This window comes from Kitasatospora sp. LaBMicrA B282 (assembly GCF_050325825.1).
Lineage (GTDB): Bacteria > Actinomycetota > Actinomycetes > Streptomycetales > Streptomycetaceae > Kitasatospora.
Genome location: NZ_JBNQTI010000040.1, coordinates 11,196 through 29,583 on the forward strand (window position 1 = coordinate 11,196; position 18,388 = coordinate 29,583).

An 18,388-nucleotide genomic window follows, 5' to 3' on the forward strand; every position below is an offset into this window, starting at 1 on the left:
CGTGCTGCCCGGCTAGCCCGGGCAGCACGGGCAGGTGCCTAGACCAGGGACTCCCGCCAGGCGGTGTGCAGGGTGGCGAACCGGCCGCGGCCGGCGATGAGTGCGGCGGGGGTGCCGTCCTCGATGATCCGGCCGGCCTCCATCACCAGCACCCGGTCGGCGATCTCCACGGTGGAGAGGCGGTGCGCGATGATCACCGCCGTGCGGCCGGCCAGCACCGTGCGCATGGCGCGCTGCACCGCCTGCTCCCCGGGGACGTCCAGCGAGCTGGTGGCCTCGTCCAGGATCAGCACCGCCGGGTCGGCCAGCAGCGCCCGGGCGAAGGCGACCAGCTGGCGCTGGCCGGCGGAGATCCGGCCGCCGCGCTTGCGGACGTCGGTGTCGTAGCCGTCGGGCAGCGCGGTGATGAAGTCGTGCGCGCCGATCGCCTTGGCGGCCTCCTCGATCTCGGCCCGGGTGGCCTCGGGGCGGCCGATCGCGATGTTCTCCGCGACGGTGCCGGAGAACAGGAAGGACTCCTGGGTGACCATCACCACCCCGCGGCGCAGCTCCGCGGTGGACAGCTCGCGCAGGTCCACCCCGTCCAGGGTGATCCGGCCCGCGGTCGGGTCGTAGAACCGGGCGAGCAGCTTGGCCAGGGTGGACTTGCCCGCGCCGGTGGCGCCCACCACCGCGGTGGTCTGTCCGGCCGGCAGGGTCAGGTCGAAGGTCGGCAGCACCACCTTGCCGGTGCGGTAGGCGAAGGCGGTGCCGGCGAAGGCGACGGTGCGCCCGGGGCCGGCGCCGGTCCCGGTGGTGGCGGGCAGCGGCTGCGGGTCGGCGGGCTCGGCGACGCTGGGTTCGTGGGCCAGCAGACCGGCGATCTTCTCCAGGGCGGCGGCGGCCGACTGGTAGCTGTTCAGGAACATCGCCAGCTGGTCGATCGGGTCGTACAACCGGCGCAGGTAGAGCACGAACCCGGTGAGCACCCCGACCTCCAGGCTGCCGTCGGTGACCAGCCAGGCGCCGACCAGCACCACCAGGGTGACCCAGAGGTTCGCGGTGGCCCGCGAGAGCCCGACGTAACGGGCCATCTCCAGCAGCCCGTTGGCGTTCGCCGTGGCGTACTGCCGGTTGACCGTGTCGAAGGCGGCCAGGTTGGCCTCCTCGCGGCGGAAGGCCTGCACCGGGCGGATGCCGTTCATGGTCTCGGTGAAGCGCACGATCACCGAGGCGACCGCGGTGCGCGAGGTGCGGTAGACCCGGGAGCTGCGGCGCCGGAACATCCGCACCAGCAGCGCCATCGGCAGCACCGAGCCGAGCGCGAGCAGGCCCAGGCGCCAGTCCATCACGAGCAGGATGACCGCGATGTAGCAGACCGAGAGCATGACCGCGAGCAGTTCCTGCAGGCCCTCGTTGAGCAGTTCGCGCAGCGCGTCCACGTCGCTGGTGGCGCGGGAGATGATCCGCCCCGAGGTGTAGCGCTCGTGGAAGTCCAGGCCGAGCCGCTGGGCGTGCCGGAAGATCCGGGTGCGCAGCTCCAGCAGCACGTCCTGGTTGAGCCGTCCGGTGAGCCGGATGAAGGCGCGCTGCAGCAGCGTGCTGAGCGCCGCGCAGCCCAGGTAGCCGGCGGTGACCGCGACCAGCGGGCCGGAGTCGTGCCGGCGCAGCGCCGGGATGCCCTGGTCCATGGCGAGCGCGACCAGCAGCGGGCCGGACTGCAGGGCGGCCTGCTGGAGCAGGATCATCAGCATCGCGCCGACGGCCCGGCCCCGGTGCGGGGCGAGCAGCGAGCGCAGCAGCGCGGCGGAGGCGCCGGGCGGGACCGGGATCTCCTCGTCGGCGACCGCGGGCAGTTCGTCTTCGGCCACGGTGGTGGTCATCGGCTCACACTCGTCTCCAGCGCGCTTTCGCCGGACATCAGTTCGCGGTACTCGGGACAGTTCTCCAGCAGCTGCTGGTGGGTTCCGGTGGCCAGGATCCGGCCCTCGGCCAGCACCGCCACCCGGTCGGCCAGCAGCACGGTGCTCGGCCGGTGCGCCACCACCAGGGCGGTGGTGCCGCTCAGCACCTCGCGCAGCGCCCGTTCGACCAGCGCCTCGGTGTGCACGTCCAGCGCGGAGAGCGGGTCGTCCAGCACCAGGAAGTCGGGGTCGCCGACCACCGCGCGGGCCAGTGCGAGTCGCTGGCGCTGGCCGCCGGACAGGCTCAGGCCCTGCTCGCCGACCTCGGTGTCCACGCCCTGCGGCAGCTGCCCGACGAAGCCGGCCTGGGCCACCTCCAGGGCCCGCGCCAGCTGTTCCTCGCTCGCCCCGGGGGCGCCCATCAGCACGTTCTCCCGGACGGTGGCGGAGAACAGGGTGGGCTCCTCGAAGGCGACCGCGAGGATCGAGCGCAGCTGCCCGGTGGGCAGCGTGGTGATGTCCCGGCCGTCCAGCGTGATGGTGCCGGCGGTGGCGTCGTAGAGCCGGGGGAGCAGCGCGGTGAGCGTGGTCTTGCCGCTGCCGGTGGCGCCGACCAGGGCCATCGTCTCGCCGTGCCGGACGTGCAGGTCGATGCCGCAGAGCAGGTCGGGCGAGTCGGCGGGGGCGTCCGGGTAGCGGAACCGCACGCCGGTGAGCCGGATGCCGTCGCTCGCCAGGGCGCCGTCACCGTCGCCGGCCGTGCCGTCCGGTCCCGGCTCCTCGGGGGTGTCCATCACGTCGAAGAACCGGTCGGCCGCGGTGCCCGCCTCGTTGCTGTAGGCGAGCAGCCAGCCGAGCGACTCCACCGGCCAGCGCAGCGCCAGCGCGGTGGAGAGGAAGGCGACCAGCGTGCCGGTGGTCAGCTCGTCGTGGGCGACCAGCACCGCGCCGACCGCGAGCGAGGTGCCGAGCGCCGCCTCCGGCAGCCCGACGATCACCGCCCACAGGTCGGCCAGCATCCGCGCCTTGCGCAGCTCGGTGCCGCGCAGCAGCTCGGCCCGGGCGGCGAACTGGCGGGCCATGGTGCGCTGGCGGCCGAAGGACTTGAGGATCCGGATGCCCAGCACCGACTCCTCCAGCACGGTGGCCAGGTCGCCGTTCTGGTCCTGGGCCAGCCGGGCGGCGGCCGAGTAGCGGGTCTCGAAGCGCAGGCAGATCAGCACCAGCGGGATCGCCGGGAGCAGCGCGATCAGGCCGAGCCGCCAGTCCAGTGCCAGCATCATCGCCGAACCGGCGACGAACATCAGCGAGTTGACGATCAGGAAGATCAGTGGGAAGGCCAGGAAGAGCCGCAGGGTGTACATGTCCGAGGTGGCCCGGGAGAGCAGCTGCCCGGAGGGCCAGCGGTCGTGGAAGGCCACCGGCAGCCGTTGCAGCTTGGCGTACAGGTCGCGGCGCATCGCGCCCTCGACCCGGGCCAGCGGCCGGGCGACCAGCACCCGGCGCAGCCCGAACAGGCCGGCCTCGGCGGCGCCGAGCAGCAGGAGCAGCCCGATCAGCGGCCAGAGCGCGGACAGCCGGTGGTGCCCGATCGGGCCGTCGACGATCCGGCCCAGCACCAGCGGCACCAGCAGGACCGCGGTGGAGGCGGCCAGCGCGGCGAGCACCGCCCCGACCAGGCGCCAGCGGATCGGGCGGGCGTAGGGGCCGAGGCGGAGCAGCGAGCGGACCGTGGACCTCGTGGGTGCGGTGCCGGGCTGCGGGAACGGGGGTTCGGCGTTCTCGGACATCAGGCCGAGGGTAGGCGGGGTGGTGGCCGCTTCTCATCAGGTTTTCCGGGCCGGGCCGGTTCGGCCGAACCGAACCGGCCACGGTTAGCGCGGTGTCACTCGGCTGCGCAGCAGTCGCAGGGAACGCGGGGCCAGCGGTCGGCCGGACGGGCGGTCGGCGGTGTCCACCAGCAGTTCCCAGGGGCCGCCGCCGGGCAGTGTGAACGCGGCCGGCGCGTCGGCGGCGTTGATCAGCAGCAGGAAGCTGTCGTCGGTGACCGGGCGGCCGTGCTGGTCGCGCTCGCTCATCGCGTCGCCGTTGAGCAGCATGGCCAGCTGGCCGGTGGGCGCGTACCAGTCGCCGTCGGTCATCTCGGTGCCGCGCGCGGTGTACCAGGCCAGGTCGCGCTGCCCGCCGGGCACCGCCGCCCGGCCGGAGAAGAAGGCCCGCTGCCGCAGCACCGGGTGGGCCCGGCGCAGCTTGATCAGGGTGGCGGCCAGGTCCCGCAGGGCCCGCCACTGCGGCTGCTCCAGCAGCGACCAGTCCACCCAGCTGGTCTCGTTGTCCTGGCAGTAGGCGTTGTTGTTGCCGCCCTGGGTGCGGCCGAACTCGTCGCCGGCGGTGAGCATCGGCACCCCGCCGGCGAGCAGCAGGGTGGCCAGCAGGTTGCGCAGCTGGCGGTGGCGCAGGTCGAGCACCGCGGGGTCGGCGGTCTCGCCCTCCGCGCCGCAGTTCCAGGACCGGTTGTCGTCGGTGCCGTCCCGGCCGTCCTCGCCGTTGGCCAGGTTGTGCTTGGAGTTGTAGGAGACCAGGTCGCGCAGGGTGAAGCCGTCGTGCGCGGTGATGAAGTTGACCGAGGCGTAGGGGCGGCGACCGCCGAGCTGGTAGAGGTCGGAGGAGCCGGAGAGCCGGTAGCCGAGCTCGGCCACGTCCCGGCGGGCGCCGCGCCAGAAGTCGCGCACGGTGTCGCGGTACTTGTCGTTCCACTCGGCCCACAGTGGCGGGAAGTTGCCCACCTGGTAGCCGCCGTGGCCGACGTCCCAGGGCTCGGCGATCAGCTTGACCCGGCTGAGCAGCGGGTCCTGGGAGACCGCGGCCAGGAAGGGGTGGTTCATGTCCACCCCGTCGCTACCGCGGGCCAGGGCCGCGGCCAGGTCGAAGCGGAAGCCGTCGACGCCCATCTCGGCGGCCCAGTACCGCAGCGAGTCGGTGACCAGCCGCACGGTCTGCGGCCGGCGGGTGTCCAGGGTGTTGCCGCAGCCGGTGAAGTCGTTGTAGCCGCGGTTGCCCCGGTTGCCGCGGCCCAGCCGGTAGTAGCCGCCGTTGTCGATGCCGCGCAGCGAGAGGGTCGGGCCCAGCTCGCCGCCCTCGGCGGTGTGGTTGTAGACCACGTCGAGGATCACCTCGATGCCCGCCTGGTGCAGCGCGCGGACCATCCGCTTGAACTCGCCGACCTGCTGGCCGCGGGTGCCGGAGGCGGAGTAGCCGCCGTGCGGGGCGAACCAGCCGATCGAGTTGTAGCCCCAGTAGTTGGTCAGGCCGCGCCGGTGCAGGTGGTCCTCGCTGGCGAACTGGTGCACCGGCAGCAGCTCGACGGCGGTCACCCCGAGCGAGGTCAGGTACTCGATGGCGGCGGGGTGGGCCAGGCCCGCGTAGGTGCCGCGCAGCTCGGGCGGGATGCCCGGGTGGCGCATGGTGAAGCCGCGCACGTGCAGCTCGTAGAGGACGGTCTCGGCCCACGGGGTCTTCGGGCGGCGGTCGTCCGACCAGTCGTCGTCGTCGTGCACCACCACGCCGCGCGCGGTGTGGGGGGCCGAGTCGCGGTTGTCCCGGACGGTGTCGGCGACCTCCGCCTCGGGCCAGTCGCGCACCGAGCCGCAGCAGGCGCCGTGCCCGGTGAACTCGCCGTCCACCGCCCGGGCGTACGGGTCGAGCAGCAGCTTGGCCGGGTTCCAGCGGGCGCCGGTCCATGGGTCCCAGCGGCCGTGCACCCGGTAGCCGTAGTGCTGGCCGGGGCGGATCCCGGGCAGGTAGCCGTGCCAGGTCTGGAAGGTCTGCTCGGGCAGCAGGTGGCGGGTCTCGGTGCCCTCGTCGTCGAACAGGCAGAGCTCCACGGCCTCGGCGCCGGGCGCCCAGAGCGCGAAGTTGGTCCCGTGGCTGCCGTCCGACCCGACCCGGTAGCGGGCGCCGAGCGGCTGCCAGCTGCCCGGCCAGGGGTCCGCGGCGGCCGGGCCCCGGTCGGGGCCGGTGGTGGGGCCGGCGGCCGGCGCGGGGGCCGGGGCCGACCGGTGCGCCGGGGCTTGCTCCAGTTCCCGCTCTGTCGTCATGCCCGCCGTCCTTCCGAGCTGCCCGCCGATGCCGTGTTACGGACGGATGTCCGCCGAGTGGAATCGTTCCCTCGTCACCCTGGCAGAATCCGATGGTTGAAGGCCGCTCTGGAGCGACGCTCGATCGGTGGGCAGCAGGAGTTCGAGCGCGGGACGTTCCGCCGCGGGAAGCGGGTGACTCGGGTGGCGTTCCGGGCCCCGCCGGCACCGGCCGCGGGGCGGTCCACGGCCGCTCGACCACCCCGGATGACCTGACCCCCTTTCACCTCATGGTCACGCCCGTCCCGCCGAAGATTCACTCATTCGGCCCAGTTATTCTGTCGCGACGCGGGCCCGGTGCGGTGCTTCGCCGATGACGGAAGAGGGGGAGCGCCCAGTGGAGGCGGTTCAGGCGGCTGCGGCCGCGAGAGGGATGCGGGCGAGCCGGACGGTGGCCAAGCGGGCCGCCATCGCGCTGCTGGCCGGTGGGGTGCTGGTGCTCGGCACCGCCTGCGGGCCGGACGACCCCTCGGGCAAGACCACGGCCGCGGGCGGCGGCGGTGGCACCGGTGGCAGCAGCGCGGCGGCGGGCTCGCCGTCGGCCGCGGCCTCGCCGAAGCTGTCGACCGCCAAGCTGACGGTGACGCCCGCGGACGGCGCACAGGACGTGGCGCCGAGCGGCGCGGTCAAGGTCGCGGTGGCGGACGGCAAGCTGACCCAGGTGACGGTGGCCGACAAGGACGGCAACCCGGTGCCCGGCACCATCGCCACCGACGGCCTGTCCTGGGCGCCGTCCGGCGCGCTGGCCGTCGGGATGCTCTACAAGGTGCACGCCCAGGCGCAGGACGCGGCGGGCCAGCAGGCCGCGCTGGACAGCAGCTTCACCACGCTGACCCCGGCCAAGACGGTCTCGTCCAACGACAACGTCTCCACCGGCGCCACCTACGGCGTCGGCATGATCGTCTCGGTCAACTTCAACAAGTCGATCAAGAACAAGGACGCGGTCGCCCAGGGCATCACCTTCGAGGCCTCCGACGGCACCCAGGTGAAGGGCCACTGGTTCGGTGACCAGCGGCTGGACTTCCGTCCGGCGGACTACTGGAAGCCGGGCACCAAGGTCACCATCCACTACAAGCTGAAGAGCGTCGAGGTCTCGCCGGGCGTGTACGGCGGTTCGGACCGGGACGAGTCGTTCACGATCGGTCGTTCGCAGATCTCCACGGTGGACGCGGCCGCGCACACCATGACGGTGCAGGACAACGGCCAGACCACGGAAACCCTGCCGATCACGGCCGGAAACGACCAGAACCCGTCGTGGAACGGGATCATGACGATCGAGGGCAAGGAGTTGGTCACCCGGATGAACTCCGCGACCGTCTCCAACGTGGTCGGCGGGGAGTACGACGTGCCGGACGTGCCGCACGCCATGCGGCTGACCGACTCGGGCACCTACGTGCACGGCAACTACTGGAGCAGCGCGTTCGGCCAGTCCAACGCCAGCCACGGCTGCGTGGGCCTGCAGGACGCCAAGGGCGGCGACGCGAACTCGACGGCCGGCAAGTTCTACACCTCCTCGCTGATCGGCGACGTGGTGATCATCAAGAACTCGATAGGCAAGCAGGTCGCGCCCAACAACGGGCTGAGCGGCTGGACGCTGCCGTGGGGTTCCTGGTGACCGACCCGGAATTTCCGATGACCGGCTGAATGGCCGGTACCCGGTGCACCGTGCGGCCCGCTCCGAGGCGTTTTCGTCTCGGGGTGGGCCGTTCGGGTTAAGGTCACCATTCGGTAGCGGATATCCGGTGGAAGGTAGCGGGGCCGCCGAACGGGTGAAGTAATCGGATGTAACAATCGGGCGATTTGTCGCACCGGTGGGGAACCGGTGGCCCGCCCGTGACGTGTTGGCGGTACGAGGGCGAGCCAGGCGCACCAGCCGCTGGGCCGGACGGAAGGCAGGGAGTAGAGGATGCGCTCGATACGCGTGGGAGCGGCCCTGGCGGTGGGCGGGACCCTGCTGCTGGCCACGGCGTGCGGTGGTCACGGCGGCAACGGCACGGCGAAGGCCGCGAGCGCCGGCAACCCCGGCGCGGGCAGCACGGCGAGCGCCGGTGCCGCAGCTCCGTCCGCCCCGGCGAGCTCCGCCTCCGCGGCCGTGGTCGACATCGAGCCGAAGGACGGCACCACGAACGCCGCCCCGGACGCGCTCAAGGTGGCGGTCAGCGGCGGCAGGCTCGGCCAGGTCACGGTCACCGACAAGAGCGGCCGGCAGGTCCAGGGCAGCATCTCCGCCGACGGCACCAGCTGGGTGCCGGCCACCGGCCTCTCGGTCGCCGACTCCTACCAGGTGAAGGCCCAGGCCACCGACGCCAAGGGCGTGGCCACCAGCGCCACCAGCAGCTTCAGCACGCTGACCCCGGCCAGGACCTCGCGCAGCCAGGACAACGTGACCACCGGCGCCACCTACGGCGTGGGCATGATCGTCTCGTTCAACTTCGGCATGCCGATCCAGAACAAGCAGGCGGTCGAGCAGGCGATCACCTTCGAGACCTCGGACGGCACCCAGGTCAAGGGCCACTGGATGGGCAGCAGCCGGCTGGACATCCGCCCGCAGAACTTCTGGAACGTCAACACCCAGGTCAAGATCCACATCCGGCTGAAGAACGTCGAGGTGGCCCCGGGCGTCTACGGCGGCTCGGACCGCGACGAGTCCTTCACGATCAGCAACCGGGCCCAGGTCAGCACGGTCGACGAGGCCGCGCACACGATGACCGTGCAGGACAACGGCCAGACCACCGAGGTCGTCCCGATCAGCGGCGGTTCGGACGAGCACCCGACCTACAACGGCACCATGGTGATCGAGGCCAAGGAGGGCACCGCCCACATGACCTCGGCCTCGGTGCCGGGGCTGGCGCCCGGCGCGTACGACCTGATGGTGCCGCACTCGATGCGGCTCACCGACTCCGGCACCTACGTGCACGGCAACAACTGGTCCTCGGCGGGCACCTTCGGCCACCAGAACGTCAGCCACGGCTGCGTCGGTCTGCAGGACGCGCCGGGCGATGCCGGGGGCACCGACACGCCGGCCGCCAAGTTCTACGCGGCCTCGATGGTGGGAGATGTCGTGAAGGTCGTCAACTCCAAGGGCGCGCAGGTCTCCCCGGACAACGGGCTGAGCGGCTGGAACATGCCGTGGAGCGCGTGGTAGCCCCGGCGGGTTGACGCCTCGCGCGTCTGTCATATGCCAAATGAATAGTGATCGTTTCGTCATTGTCCGTACGCGGGTGCTCGCTAACCGCGATGATGTAGGGCATGGCGGGATGGGGCGAAGTCGATCAGTCATCACATCGCGGTTCCGGCCTGGCAGCTGAGGCCCCGTTAGCGGGCCAGCGGCCATGCCCGGCGGCAGGACCGGTGGCGGGCCGGTCCGGGCTCGCAGCCCTGGAACGGCTCTCCATCTGGGAGCTGGAGCGCACCGTGCTGCCGCGGCTGCGCGACCCCGGCGCCGGCGAGGAGGTGAGGTTGCCCTCGCGCGGCGAGTCGGGGCCGCTGGCCCGCCGGCTGGTGCTCTCGGTGCTGCAGACCTGGGGGCTGCACCCGCTGCTGGAGGTGGGCGAGTTGCTCACCGCCGAGCTGGTGGCCAACGCGGTCCGGCACACCGGCGGGCGCACCATCGGGCTGCGGCTGCTGCGCCGGCCGGGCTGGCTGCGGGTGGAGGTGCGGGACTCCTCCCGGGCGCTGCCCTGCCTGATCGTGGCCGAGCCCGGGCTGGCCGAGTGCGGGCGCGGGCTGCAGGTGGTGGACACCCTCGCCGACCGCTGGGGTGCCGACCTGCTGCCGCGCGGCAAGGGCGTCTGGTTCGAGCTGAAGGTGCGCGAGCGGGTGGTCTGAGCCCGGCCCACTCGCGGGGTCCGGCCCACTCGCGGGGTCCGGCCCACTCGCGGGGGCCGGCTGACCCGCGGGGTCGCTCAGCCCACCTGCGGGGTCGCGGCCGGTGCCCGCACCGGCCCGGCCTCCGCGATCAGCTCCTCCGCCAGCCGGGCGAAGGCGCGGATCTTGGCGTTCTCGGTGTCGGTGCGCCAGACCAGCGCGCCGTTGGCCGGCGCCATGCCGCGCAGCGGGCGGTGCACCGCGCCCGGGTGCCGGTAGACCCGGAACAGCCCCGCGTGGGTGGCCCACACCAGCTCGCCGGTGGCCACGTGGTGCAGTGCCTCCTGGTACGTCCGCCCGCCCGGGGCCCGGCGCACGGGCTTGCCGAGGGGCGTGAACGGCGGCGCCGCTTCGATCCGCAGTGCCTCCGGGAGCTGCGGCGGGCCGTCCAGCACCACCCAGTCCACCAGCTCCTCGACGTCCACCTCCCGCCGCGCCGCCAGCGGGTGGCCGCTGCCCACGGCCAGTACCCGCGGGTGCGAGACCAGCACGGTGCCGACCCGCAGGTCCGGCTCGGCCACCGGCAGCAGGGTGACCAGCACGTCGATCTCGTCCAGCCGCAGCGGGCGGTAGAGGTCGCCCCAGCCCACCTCGACCAGGCTGACCTCGCAGGCGGGGTGGCGCCGGGCGAACTCGCTGACCAGTCCGGTCAGCGGCGCGCCGTTCAGGCAGCCCAGGAAGCCGACCCGGAGGCTGCCGATCACCCCCTGCGCGATCACCCGGGCCTCCTCGAAGCCGCAGCGCAGCGCCTCGTAGGCGGCGCCCAGTCGGCCGCGGGTGTGCTCGCCGAGCGGGGTGAGCGCGACCCGGCGGCTGGTCCGGGTGAACAGCGGTGCGCCGATCCGGCGTTCCAGCGAGCGGATCAGCTGGCTGACCCGGGACTGGGAGAGCCGCAGCCGTTGGGCGGTGCGGCCGAAGTGCAGCTCCTCGCAGAGCGCCAGGAAGGTCTCGATCTCCGTCAGGTCCAAGGCGGTTCCCCCGTGTCCACGCCGGTCCACGCCGGTCCGCCCCGGTCGACCGGTGGGCCGGATCGATCAGCGGGGCTGATGGATTGTGCTCGATTTCGACCTTGATCGGCCAGTGGCCCTCTGCGATTGTCCAGTTGACGGACAGTCAATCGATCAGGTCATCAACTGGTCGCCGTCACCCGAGCATGAGGAGTGCTTTCGTGATCGTGGTCACCGGTGCCACCGGCACCGTGGGTTCGAAGATCGTCGCCGGGCTGCGCGAGCGCGGGCAGCAGGTGCGGGCACTGGTCCGCGACACCGCGGCGGTGCCCGCCGGGTGGGACGCCGGGGTCGAGGCGGTGGCCGCCGACTTCGCCGACCCGGCCTCGCTGGACGCCGCGCTGGCCGGCGCCGAGGTGGTCTACCTGCTGGTCGCGGTGCACCCGGAGATGGCCGAGCACGAGCAGAACGTGATCGACGCCGCGGTGCGCACCGGCCGGTTGCCGCGGATCGTGCTGCACGCCGCGGCCGGCGTGGACCAGCGACCCGAGGGCGTGCGGTTCGTCGCCGCGCACGTGGCCGGCTTCGACCACCTGGTGAAGAGCGGGCTGCCGTGGACCGTGCTGGCCCCCAACGGCTTCTACCAGAACTTCCTCGGCATGACCGAGGACCTGAAGGCCGGGCGGCTGCTGCTGCCGGGCGGCACCGGCGCGGTCTCCTACGTGGACGCCCGCGACGTCGCGGACGCCGCGGTGGCGGTGCTGACCGGGGCCGGCCACGAGGGCGCGGTCTACACGCTGACCGGCCCGCAGGGGCTGGACCACGGCCGGATCGCCGAGCAGCTGGGCGGCGTGGTCGGGACCCCGGTCGCCTACACGGCGGTGGACCCCCGGGACGCGCTGGCCGGGATGCTGGGCGCCGGCTGGCCGGCCTGGCGCGCCGAGGGCCTGGTCGAGCTCTACGGGCTCTACGCGGCCGGCCTGGCGAGCGAGGTCAGCGCGGACGTCGAGGCGCTGACCGGGCGGCCGGCCCGCTCGTTCGCCGAGTTCGCCGCCGAGCACGCCGCCGCGCTGCGCGGCGCCGACGCGAGCTGACGGGGCCCGGCGTGAAGCACCTGCGCAGCCTGCGCGAGTTCATCGCGGAGCTGGACGCGATCGGCGAGGTCCACGAGATCGACGCCGAGGTGGACTGGAACCTGGAGATCGGCGCGGTGATCCGCCGCTCCTACGACCTGCGGGCGCCGGCTCCGCTGTTCGGCAACATCACCGGCTACCAGGGCACCGGCTTCCGGGTGCTCGGCGCGCCCGGCGGGCTCAGCGGCCCGGACCACCCGCTGGCCAGGATCGCCGTCGCGCTCGGGCTGCCGGCCACCGCGACCGGCCAGGAGATCATGGAGGCGGTGGCCGGGGCGCGCACCCGTCCCGGCATCCCGCCGGTGGTGGTGGACCGGGCGAGTGCGCCGTGCAAGCAGAACGTCCGGCTGGGCGAGGAGGTCGACCTGTTCGCCTTCCCGACCCCGCTGATCCACGGCAACGACGGCGGCCGGTACATCCAGACCTTCGGGATGAACATCGTCCGCACCCCCGACACCGCCTGGACCAACTGGTCGGTCAACCGGATGATGATCGCCGGCCGGGACCGGCTGGCCTGCCTGATCCCCGATCCGCAGCACCTGGGCATCATCCGCGCCCAGTGGTCGGCGCTCGGCGAGCCGATGCCGATCGCGCTGGCGCTGGGCGTCGAGCCGGCGCTGCCCTACGTGGGCGGCATGCCGCTGCCGGAGGGCGACGACGAGAGCCACTTCCTGGGCGCGCTGTTCGGCGAGGGCCTCGAGGTGGTCCCGGCGGAGACCGTGGACCTGATGGTGCCGGCCACCGCGGAGATCGTCATCGAGGGGCACATCGCCTTCGAGGAGACGGTGCCCGAGGGCCCGATGGACGAGTACCCCGGCTATGTCGCGCACGACAGCACACCGAAGCCGCTGTTCCGGGTCAGCGCCGTCACCCACCGGGACGGCGCGATCCTGCCGGTGGTGGCCGCCGGCCCGCCGGTGGAGGAGAACCACACCGGGATCGGCACCATGCACGCCGCCGAGATCCTGCACCAGCTGCGCGCGGCCGGACTGCCGGCCGCCTCGGCCTGGTTCTCCTTCGAGTCGGCGCTGCACTGGCTGATCGTCTCGGTCCACCCGGACTGGGCGGACGCCCTGGACGTCGACTCGGCCGAACTCTGCCGCCGGATCGGTGAGGTGGTCTTCGCGGGCAAGGCCGGCTTCGGGGTGCCCAAGGTGCTGGTGGTGGAGAACGACATCGACATCACCGACGTGAACGAGGTGGTCTGGGCCTTCGCCACCCGCACCCACCCGGAGCACGGCGAGGTGCACTTCCCGGCGAAGCCGACCGCGATCCTCTCGGTCTACCTCTCCGCCCAGGAGCAGCACAGCTACCGCGCCGGCAAGGTGGTCCACAACTGCCTGCTCGCCGACCGCTTCGACAAGGAGCACCGCCCGGTCAAGGGCGACCTGGAGCACGGCTGGCCGGCCGCGGTCCGCGACAAGGTGCTCGCCGACTGGTCGACGGCCTACGGTTACCCGCCGGCCTGACCGGAGCGGGCGAACACCGGTGCCGGGCCGCGCGGGGGGCGGTCCGGCACCGGCATGCCCGGCGCTGTCAGCACTCGATGACGTTGACCGCGAGGCCGCCGCGCGAGGTCTCCTTGTATTTCACCTTCATGTCGGCGCCGGTCTCCTTCATGGTCTTGATCGCCTTGTCGAGCGAGACGTGGTGCCGGCCGTCGCCGCGCAGCGCCATCCGGGCGGCGGTGACGGCCTTGACCGAGGCCATCCCGTTGCGCTCGATGCAGGGGATCTGGACCAGGCCGCCGACCGGGTCGCAGGTGAGGCCGAGGTTGTGTTCGATGCCGATCTCGGCGGCGTTCTCGACCTGCTCCGGGGTGCCGCCCAGCACCTCGGCCAGGCCGCCGGCGGCCATCGAGCAGGCGGAGCCGACCTCGCCCTGGCAGCCGACCTCGGCGCCGGAGATCGAGGCGTTCTCCTTGAAGAGCATGCCGATCGCGCCCGCGGCGAGCAGGAAGCGGACGATCCCGTCCTCGTCGGCGCCGGGGATGAAGTTCTGGAAGTAGTGCAGCACCGCCGGGATGATGCCGGCCGCGCCGTTGGTCGGTGCGGTGACCACCCGCTGGCCGCTGGCGTTCTCCTCGTTGACCGCCATCGCGTAGAGGGTGACCCACTCCATCGCGTTGGCCGGGCCGATGCCCTCGGCACGCAGCGCGCGGGCGCCGGAGGCGGCCCGGCGGCGGACCTTGAGGCCGCCGGGCAGGATGCCCTCGCGGGACAGGCCGGCGGCGACGCACTCCTTCATCACCGCCCAGATCTCCAGCAGGCCGGCCCGGATCTCGGCCTCGGTGCGCCAGGCCTTCTCGTTCTCCAGCATCAGGCCGGAGATGGACAGGCCGGTCTCCCGGGTGTGCCGCAGCAGCTCCTCGCCGGTGCGGAAGGGGTAGCGCAGCTGGGTGTCGTCGGGGACCACCCGGTCGGCGCCGATCGCGTCCTCGTCCACCACGAAGCCGCCGCCGACCGAGTAGTAGGTCTTGGCCAGCAGCTCCTGGCCCGCGGCGTCGTGCGCCGCCAGGGTCATCCCGTTGGCGTGGTAGGGCAGCGAGCGGCGGCGGTGCAGCACCAGGTGCAGGTCGGGGTCGAAGTCGATCCGGTGCAGGCCGAGCAGGCTGAGCTGCTTGGTCTCGTTGATCCGCGCCACGTCCAGGTCGGCCTTGGCCACGTCGACGGTGCGCGGCGAGTTGCCCTCCAAGCCGAGCAGCACCGCCTTGGGGGTGCCGTGGCCGTGGCCGGTGGCGCCGAGCGAGCCGAACAGCTCCGCCCGGACGGTGGCGGTCCGCTCCAGCAGGCCTTCGGAGCGCAGCCGGCGGGCGAACATCCGGGCTGCGCGCATCGGGCCGACCGTGTGCGAGCTGGACGGACCGATGCCGATGGAGAAGAGGTCGAAGACGCTGATGGCCACGGGGTGACGTCCTTGTCTGGGTCTCGTGGAGTCTCGTGGTGAGAGAGTCGGGGCGTGCCACGGGGCACCGGCTCACGTTCCAGTGTGCGCGGTGCCCCGGGGTGCGGGCGGGGTCCGGCCGGAGTGATGCCGACCACGCCCGGGGGTGGGCCTTACAGCTCCGGGTAGAGCGGGTACTTCGCGGCCAGGGCGGTGACCCGGGCCTTCAGCGCGGTGGCCTTGGCCTCGTCGAAGCCGGGCAGCAGCGCCTCGGCGATCACGTCGGCGACCTCGCGGAAGTCGTCGGCGACGAAGCCGCGGGTGGCCAGCGCCGGGGTGCCGATCCGCAGGCCGGAGGTGACCATCGGCGGGCGCGGGTCGTTCGGCACCGCGTTGCGGTTGACCGTGATGCCGACCTCGTGCAGCCGGTCCTCGGCCTGCTGGCCGTCCAGCTCGCTGTTGCGCAGGTCGACCAGGACCAGGTGCACGTCGGTGCCGCCGGAGAGCACCGAGACACCGGCGGACTTGGCGTCCTCCTGGAGCAGGCGGGCGGCCAGGATCTTGGCGCCCTCCAGGGTGCGCTCCTGGCGCTCCTTGAACTCCGGGGAGGCGGCGATCTTGAAGGCGACCGCCTTGCCGGCGATCACGTGCTCCAGCGGACCGCCCTGCTGGCCCGGGAAGACCGCGGAGTTGATCTTCTTGGCCAGCTCGGCCTTCGAGAGGATGACGCCGCCGCGCGGGCCGCCCAGGGTCTTGTGGGTGGTGGTGGTGACCACGTCCGCGTAGGGGACCGGGGACGGGTGCAGGCCCGCGGCCACCAGGCCGGCGAAGTGGGCCATGTCCACCATCAGGTAGGCGCCGACCTCGTCGGCGATCCGGCGGAAGGCGGCGAAGTCGAGCTGGCGCGGGTAGGCGGACCAGCCGGCCACGATCAGCTTGGGCTGGTGCTCCTTGGCCAGGCGCTCGACCTCCTCCATGTCGACCAGGTTGGTCTGCTCGTCCACGTGGTAGGCCACCACGTTGTAGAGCTTGCCGGAGAAGTTGATCTTCATGCCGTGGGTCAGGTGGCCGCCGTGCGCCAGGTTCAGGCCCAGGATGGTGTCGCCCGGCTGGAGCAGGGCGAACATCGCGGCGGCGTTGGCCTGCGCGCCCGAGTGCGGCTGGACGTTGGCGTGCTCGGCGCCGAACAGGGCCTTGATCCGGTCGATCGCGATCTGCTCGACCACGTCGACGTGCTCGCAGCCGCCGTAGTAGCGCTTGCCGGGGTAGCCCTCGGCGTACTTGTTGGTGAGTACCGACCCCTGGGCCTCCATGACCGCCACCGGGGCGAAGTTCTCGGAAGCGATCATTTCGAGGGTGGACTGCTGGCGGTGCAGCTCGGCGTCGACCGCGGCCGCGATCTCGGGGTCGAGTGCGTGCAGGGACTGGTTGAGAACCGTCATGGTGGTGTCTTCCAGTGAAGGGGGTTGCGCGCGCGGTGGCCGTCGGAGGAGGGGGCGAGCCGCGGGCGGGGAGGGGGAGCAGGCGGGCGGCCGCCGCGCTGCGGCCGCCCCGGCGTCGGTCGGTCCCGACGTGAACCCGGTCAGGACTTGGTGAGGTCCGAGTACTCGGCGGCGGTCATCAGGCCGGCCTGGGCCTCGGTGACCTTCAGCTTGAACAGCCAGCCACCCTCGAAGGCGGCCGAGTTGACCAGGGCCGGCTCGTCGATGACGTCCTGGTTGACCTCGACGACCTCGCCGGTGGCGGGGGAGTACAGGTCGCTGACCGACTTGGTGGACTCGAGCTCGCCGCAGGTCTCACCGGCGGTGACGGTGTCGCCGACCTCGGGCAGCTGCACGTAGACGATGTCGCCGAGGGCGTTGGCCGCGTGCTCGGTGATGCCCACGGTCGACACGCCCGCCTCGTCGGCGGCGGTCAGCCACTCGTGCTCCGCGCTGTACTGCAGGTGCTGAGGGTTGCTCATGGTGCTCATTCTCCAGGATCTGAGGCGGTGACGAGGAAACGGTCCGCTGAGCGGACGGTGGAACGGGACGCGGGGTGGGAGTCCGTCGGCGGCAGCGGGCTCAGCGGGCGCGCTTGTAGAACGGCAGCGCGACCACCTCGACGGGCTCGTGCTTGCCGCGCACGTCCACCGCGACGGCCGTGCCGGGCTCCGCGAAGGCGGCGTCCACGTAGGCGATCGCGATCGGCTTGCCGAGCGTGGGGGAGGGGGAGCCGGAGGTGATCCGACCGATCGGGGCACCCTCAGCGGAGACCACCGCGTACTCGGCGCGCGGCACCCGCTTGCCCTCGGAGACCAGGCCGACCAGCTTGCGCGGAGGGTTGGCCTCGGCCTGCGCGGCGGCGGCCTCCAGCGCCTTGCGGCCGACGAACTCGCCGCCGTTGGTGGTCTTGTCGAAGCGCACCACCCGGCCCAGGCCCGCGTCGAACGGGGTCAGCTCGGTGGAGAGCTCGTGCCCGTAGAGCGGCATGCCGGCCTCCAGGCGCAGCGTGTCGCGGCAGGACAGGCCGGCCGGCACCAGGCCGACCGGGGCGCCGGCCTCGGTCAGCGCCTGCCACAGGTGCTCGGCGTCGGCCGGGGCACAGAAGATCTCGAAGCCGTCCTCGCCGGTGTAGCCGGTGCGGGCCAGCCAGACCTGCTTGCCGGCCACCGTGGCGGGCAGCAGCGCGTAGTACTTGAGGCCGGGCAGGTCGGCGTCGGTGAGCGAGGAGAGGATGCCGTTGGCCTCGGGGCCCTGCACGGCGAGCAGCGCGTAGGCGTCGCGGTCGTCGCGCACCACGGCGTCGAAGCCGGCCGCGCGCTCGGTCAGCGCGTCCAGCACCACCTGGGCGTTGGAGGCGTTGGCCACCACCAGGTACTCGTCCTCGGCGGTCCGGTAGACGATCAGGTCGTCCAGGATCCCGCCGTCCTCGCGGCAGATCATCGTGTAGCGGGCGCGCAGCACGCCGAGCGCCGAGATGAAGCCGACCAGCGCGTGGTCCAGCAGCTCACCGGCCTGCGGACCGGAGACGGTGATCTCGCCCATGTGCGAGAGGTCGAAGAGACCGGCCTTGGTGCGGACCGCGAGGTGCTCCTCGCGCTCGCTGCCGTAGCGCAGCGGCATGTCCCACCCGGCGAAGTCGGTCATGGTCGCGCCGAGGGTGCGGTGCAGCGCGTCGAGCGCGGTCAGGCGCAGAGACATGGTGAGACTCCCGGTGTCGTGAATGGACGTGCAGGGGTGGAGTCTCCCCGTCTGTCGTCACAACCTGAGAGCTTCACCGCGTCAAGGATGACGCGGCTTGCACCGTGGGTGGGCGCACGGCACGGCCGTGTCCGCTTTCCAGATTCGCCTCGCCCACACGGTAGGGGTGCCTGAGAGATTCCGGGGAGGACTTGCTCCTTCGGCGCCGGTCCGTGCCGCCGAGGGCACCTCCGGACTCTCCCGCGCGGGTTCGAGCGGCCAGTATGAAGTTGAGGGGTGGTGCAGCGGGCGGTGACGCTGCGGGCGAACGGATGTCCGCACAGCGGACGCGCACATCATGGCATGCCGATGCGGCCC

General features: G+C 72.6%; 13 protein-coding genes and 1 riboswitch. Of the genes, 5 read left to right on the forward strand and 8 right to left on the reverse strand.

Annotated features, from left to right (window positions below):
- Nucleotides 1-38: 38 nt before the first annotated feature.
- The 3 genes from ACQRUO_RS14010 to glgX form a co-directional block, all read right to left on the reverse strand.
- Nucleotides 39-1,862: an ABC transporter ATP-binding protein gene (locus ACQRUO_RS14010; protein ID WP_428316196.1), complete on the reverse strand. Its 1,824-nt coding sequence runs from the start codon at nt 1,860-1,862 to the stop codon at nt 39-41.
- On the reverse strand, nt 1,859-3,673 hold the full coding sequence (locus ACQRUO_RS14015) for an ABC transporter ATP-binding protein (protein WP_428316197.1): 1,815 nt from the start codon (nt 3,671-3,673) through the stop codon (nt 1,859-1,861). The genes ACQRUO_RS14010 and ACQRUO_RS14015 overlap by 4 nt, the downstream gene beginning before the upstream one ends.
- Before the next feature lie 84 nt (nt 3,674-3,757).
- Nucleotides 3,758-5,980: a glycogen debranching protein GlgX gene (gene glgX / locus ACQRUO_RS14020; protein ID WP_428316198.1), complete on the reverse strand. Its 2,223-nt coding sequence runs from the start codon at nt 5,978-5,980 to the stop codon at nt 3,758-3,760.
- Nucleotides 5,981-6,356: 376 nt separating this feature from the next.
- Between glgX and ACQRUO_RS14025 the strand changes: the two genes are divergently transcribed.
- From ACQRUO_RS14025 to ACQRUO_RS14035, 3 genes are all read left to right on the forward strand, one after another.
- Nucleotides 6,357-7,634, forward strand: coding sequence for a L,D-transpeptidase (locus ACQRUO_RS14025; protein ID WP_428316199.1), 1,278 nt, complete (start codon nt 6,357-6,359; stop codon nt 7,632-7,634).
- 291 nt (nt 7,635-7,925) lie between these two features.
- Nucleotides 7,926-9,164, forward strand: a complete 1,239-nt coding sequence (locus ACQRUO_RS14030; RefSeq protein ID WP_428316200.1) for an Ig-like domain-containing protein — start codon at nt 7,926-7,928, stop codon at nt 9,162-9,164.
- Between the two features lie 206 nt (nt 9,165-9,370).
- Nucleotides 9,371-9,847 carry an ATP-binding protein gene (locus tag ACQRUO_RS14035; protein ID WP_428316201.1) on the forward strand — a complete coding sequence of 159 codons (477 nt, stop codon included), beginning with the start codon at nt 9,371-9,373 and terminating at the stop codon, nt 9,845-9,847.
- Nucleotides 9,848-9,924: 77 nt separating this feature from the next.
- Here the strand turns inward: ACQRUO_RS14035 and ACQRUO_RS14040 are convergent, their stop codons facing one another.
- Entirely contained in the window at nt 9,925-10,854 is a 930-nt protein-coding gene (locus tag ACQRUO_RS14040; protein WP_428316202.1) for a LysR family transcriptional regulator, read from the reverse strand.
- 200 nt (nt 10,855-11,054) lie between these two features.
- On the opposite strand from ACQRUO_RS14040, the gene ACQRUO_RS14045 reads away from it, so the two are divergent.
- Nucleotides 11,055-11,927, forward strand: coding sequence for an NAD(P)H-binding protein (locus tag ACQRUO_RS14045; protein ID WP_428316203.1), 873 nt, complete (start codon nt 11,055-11,057; stop codon nt 11,925-11,927).
- Between the two features lie 11 nt (nt 11,928-11,938).
- Nucleotides 11,939-13,435, forward strand: a complete 1,497-nt coding sequence (locus ACQRUO_RS14050) for a UbiD family decarboxylase (protein ID WP_428316204.1) — start codon at nt 11,939-11,941, stop codon at nt 13,433-13,435.
- 67 nt (nt 13,436-13,502) lie between these two features.
- On the opposite strand, the gene ACQRUO_RS14055 is transcribed toward ACQRUO_RS14050, so the two are convergent.
- From ACQRUO_RS14055 to gcvT, 4 genes are all read right to left on the reverse strand, one after another.
- Complete coding sequence (locus ACQRUO_RS14055; RefSeq protein WP_428316205.1) at nt 13,503-14,870, reverse strand: L-serine ammonia-lyase; 1,368 nt, start codon at nt 14,868-14,870, stop codon at nt 13,503-13,505.
- A 152-nt stretch (nt 14,871-15,022) separates the two neighbouring features.
- Entirely contained in the window at nt 15,023-16,291 is a 1,269-nt protein-coding gene (glyA, locus tag ACQRUO_RS14060) for a serine hydroxymethyltransferase (protein ID WP_428316206.1), read from the reverse strand.
- A 140-nt stretch (nt 16,292-16,431) separates the two neighbouring features.
- The gene (gene gcvH, locus ACQRUO_RS14065; protein ID WP_428316207.1) at nt 16,432-16,812 is read right to left on the reverse strand and encodes a glycine cleavage system protein GcvH; all 381 of its coding nucleotides are present in this window, start codon (nt 16,810-16,812) and stop codon (nt 16,432-16,434) included.
- 100 nt (nt 16,813-16,912) lie between these two features.
- Complete coding sequence (gcvT, locus tag ACQRUO_RS14070; protein ID WP_428316208.1) at nt 16,913-18,031, reverse strand: glycine cleavage system aminomethyltransferase GcvT; 1,119 nt, start codon at nt 18,029-18,031, stop codon at nt 16,913-16,915.
- A gap of 148 nt (nt 18,032-18,179) precedes the next feature.
- Nucleotides 18,180-18,284, reverse strand: a riboswitch (glycine riboswitch).
- Nucleotides 18,285-18,388: the final 104 nt, after the last annotated feature.

What these genes read in the sequence shown, in the direction of transcription:
- glyA (WP_428316206.1), bottom strand. Translation starts at nt 16,291, where the DNA reads ATGACGGTTCTCAACCAGTCCCTGCACGCACTCGACCCCGAGATCGCG.
- gcvT (WP_428316208.1), bottom strand. Translation starts at nt 18,031, where the DNA reads ATGTCTCTGCGCCTGACCGCGCTCGACGCGCTGCACCGCACCCTCGGC.
- ACQRUO_RS14010 (WP_428316196.1), bottom strand. Translation starts at nt 1,862, where the DNA reads ATGACCACCACCGTGGCCGAAGACGAACTGCCCGCGGTCGCCGACGAG.
- ACQRUO_RS14030 (WP_428316200.1), top strand. Translation starts at nt 7,926, where the DNA reads ATGCGCTCGATACGCGTGGGAGCGGCCCTGGCGGTGGGCGGGACCCTG.
- glgX (WP_428316198.1), bottom strand. Translation starts at nt 5,980, where the DNA reads ATGACGACAGAGCGGGAACTGGAGCAAGCCCCGGCGCACCGGTCGGCC.
- gcvH (WP_428316207.1), bottom strand. Translation starts at nt 16,812, where the DNA reads ATGAGCAACCCTCAGCACCTGCAGTACAGCGCGGAGCACGAGTGGCTG.
- ACQRUO_RS14015 (WP_428316197.1), bottom strand. Translation starts at nt 3,673, where the DNA reads ATGTCCGAGAACGCCGAACCCCCGTTCCCGCAGCCCGGCACCGCACCC.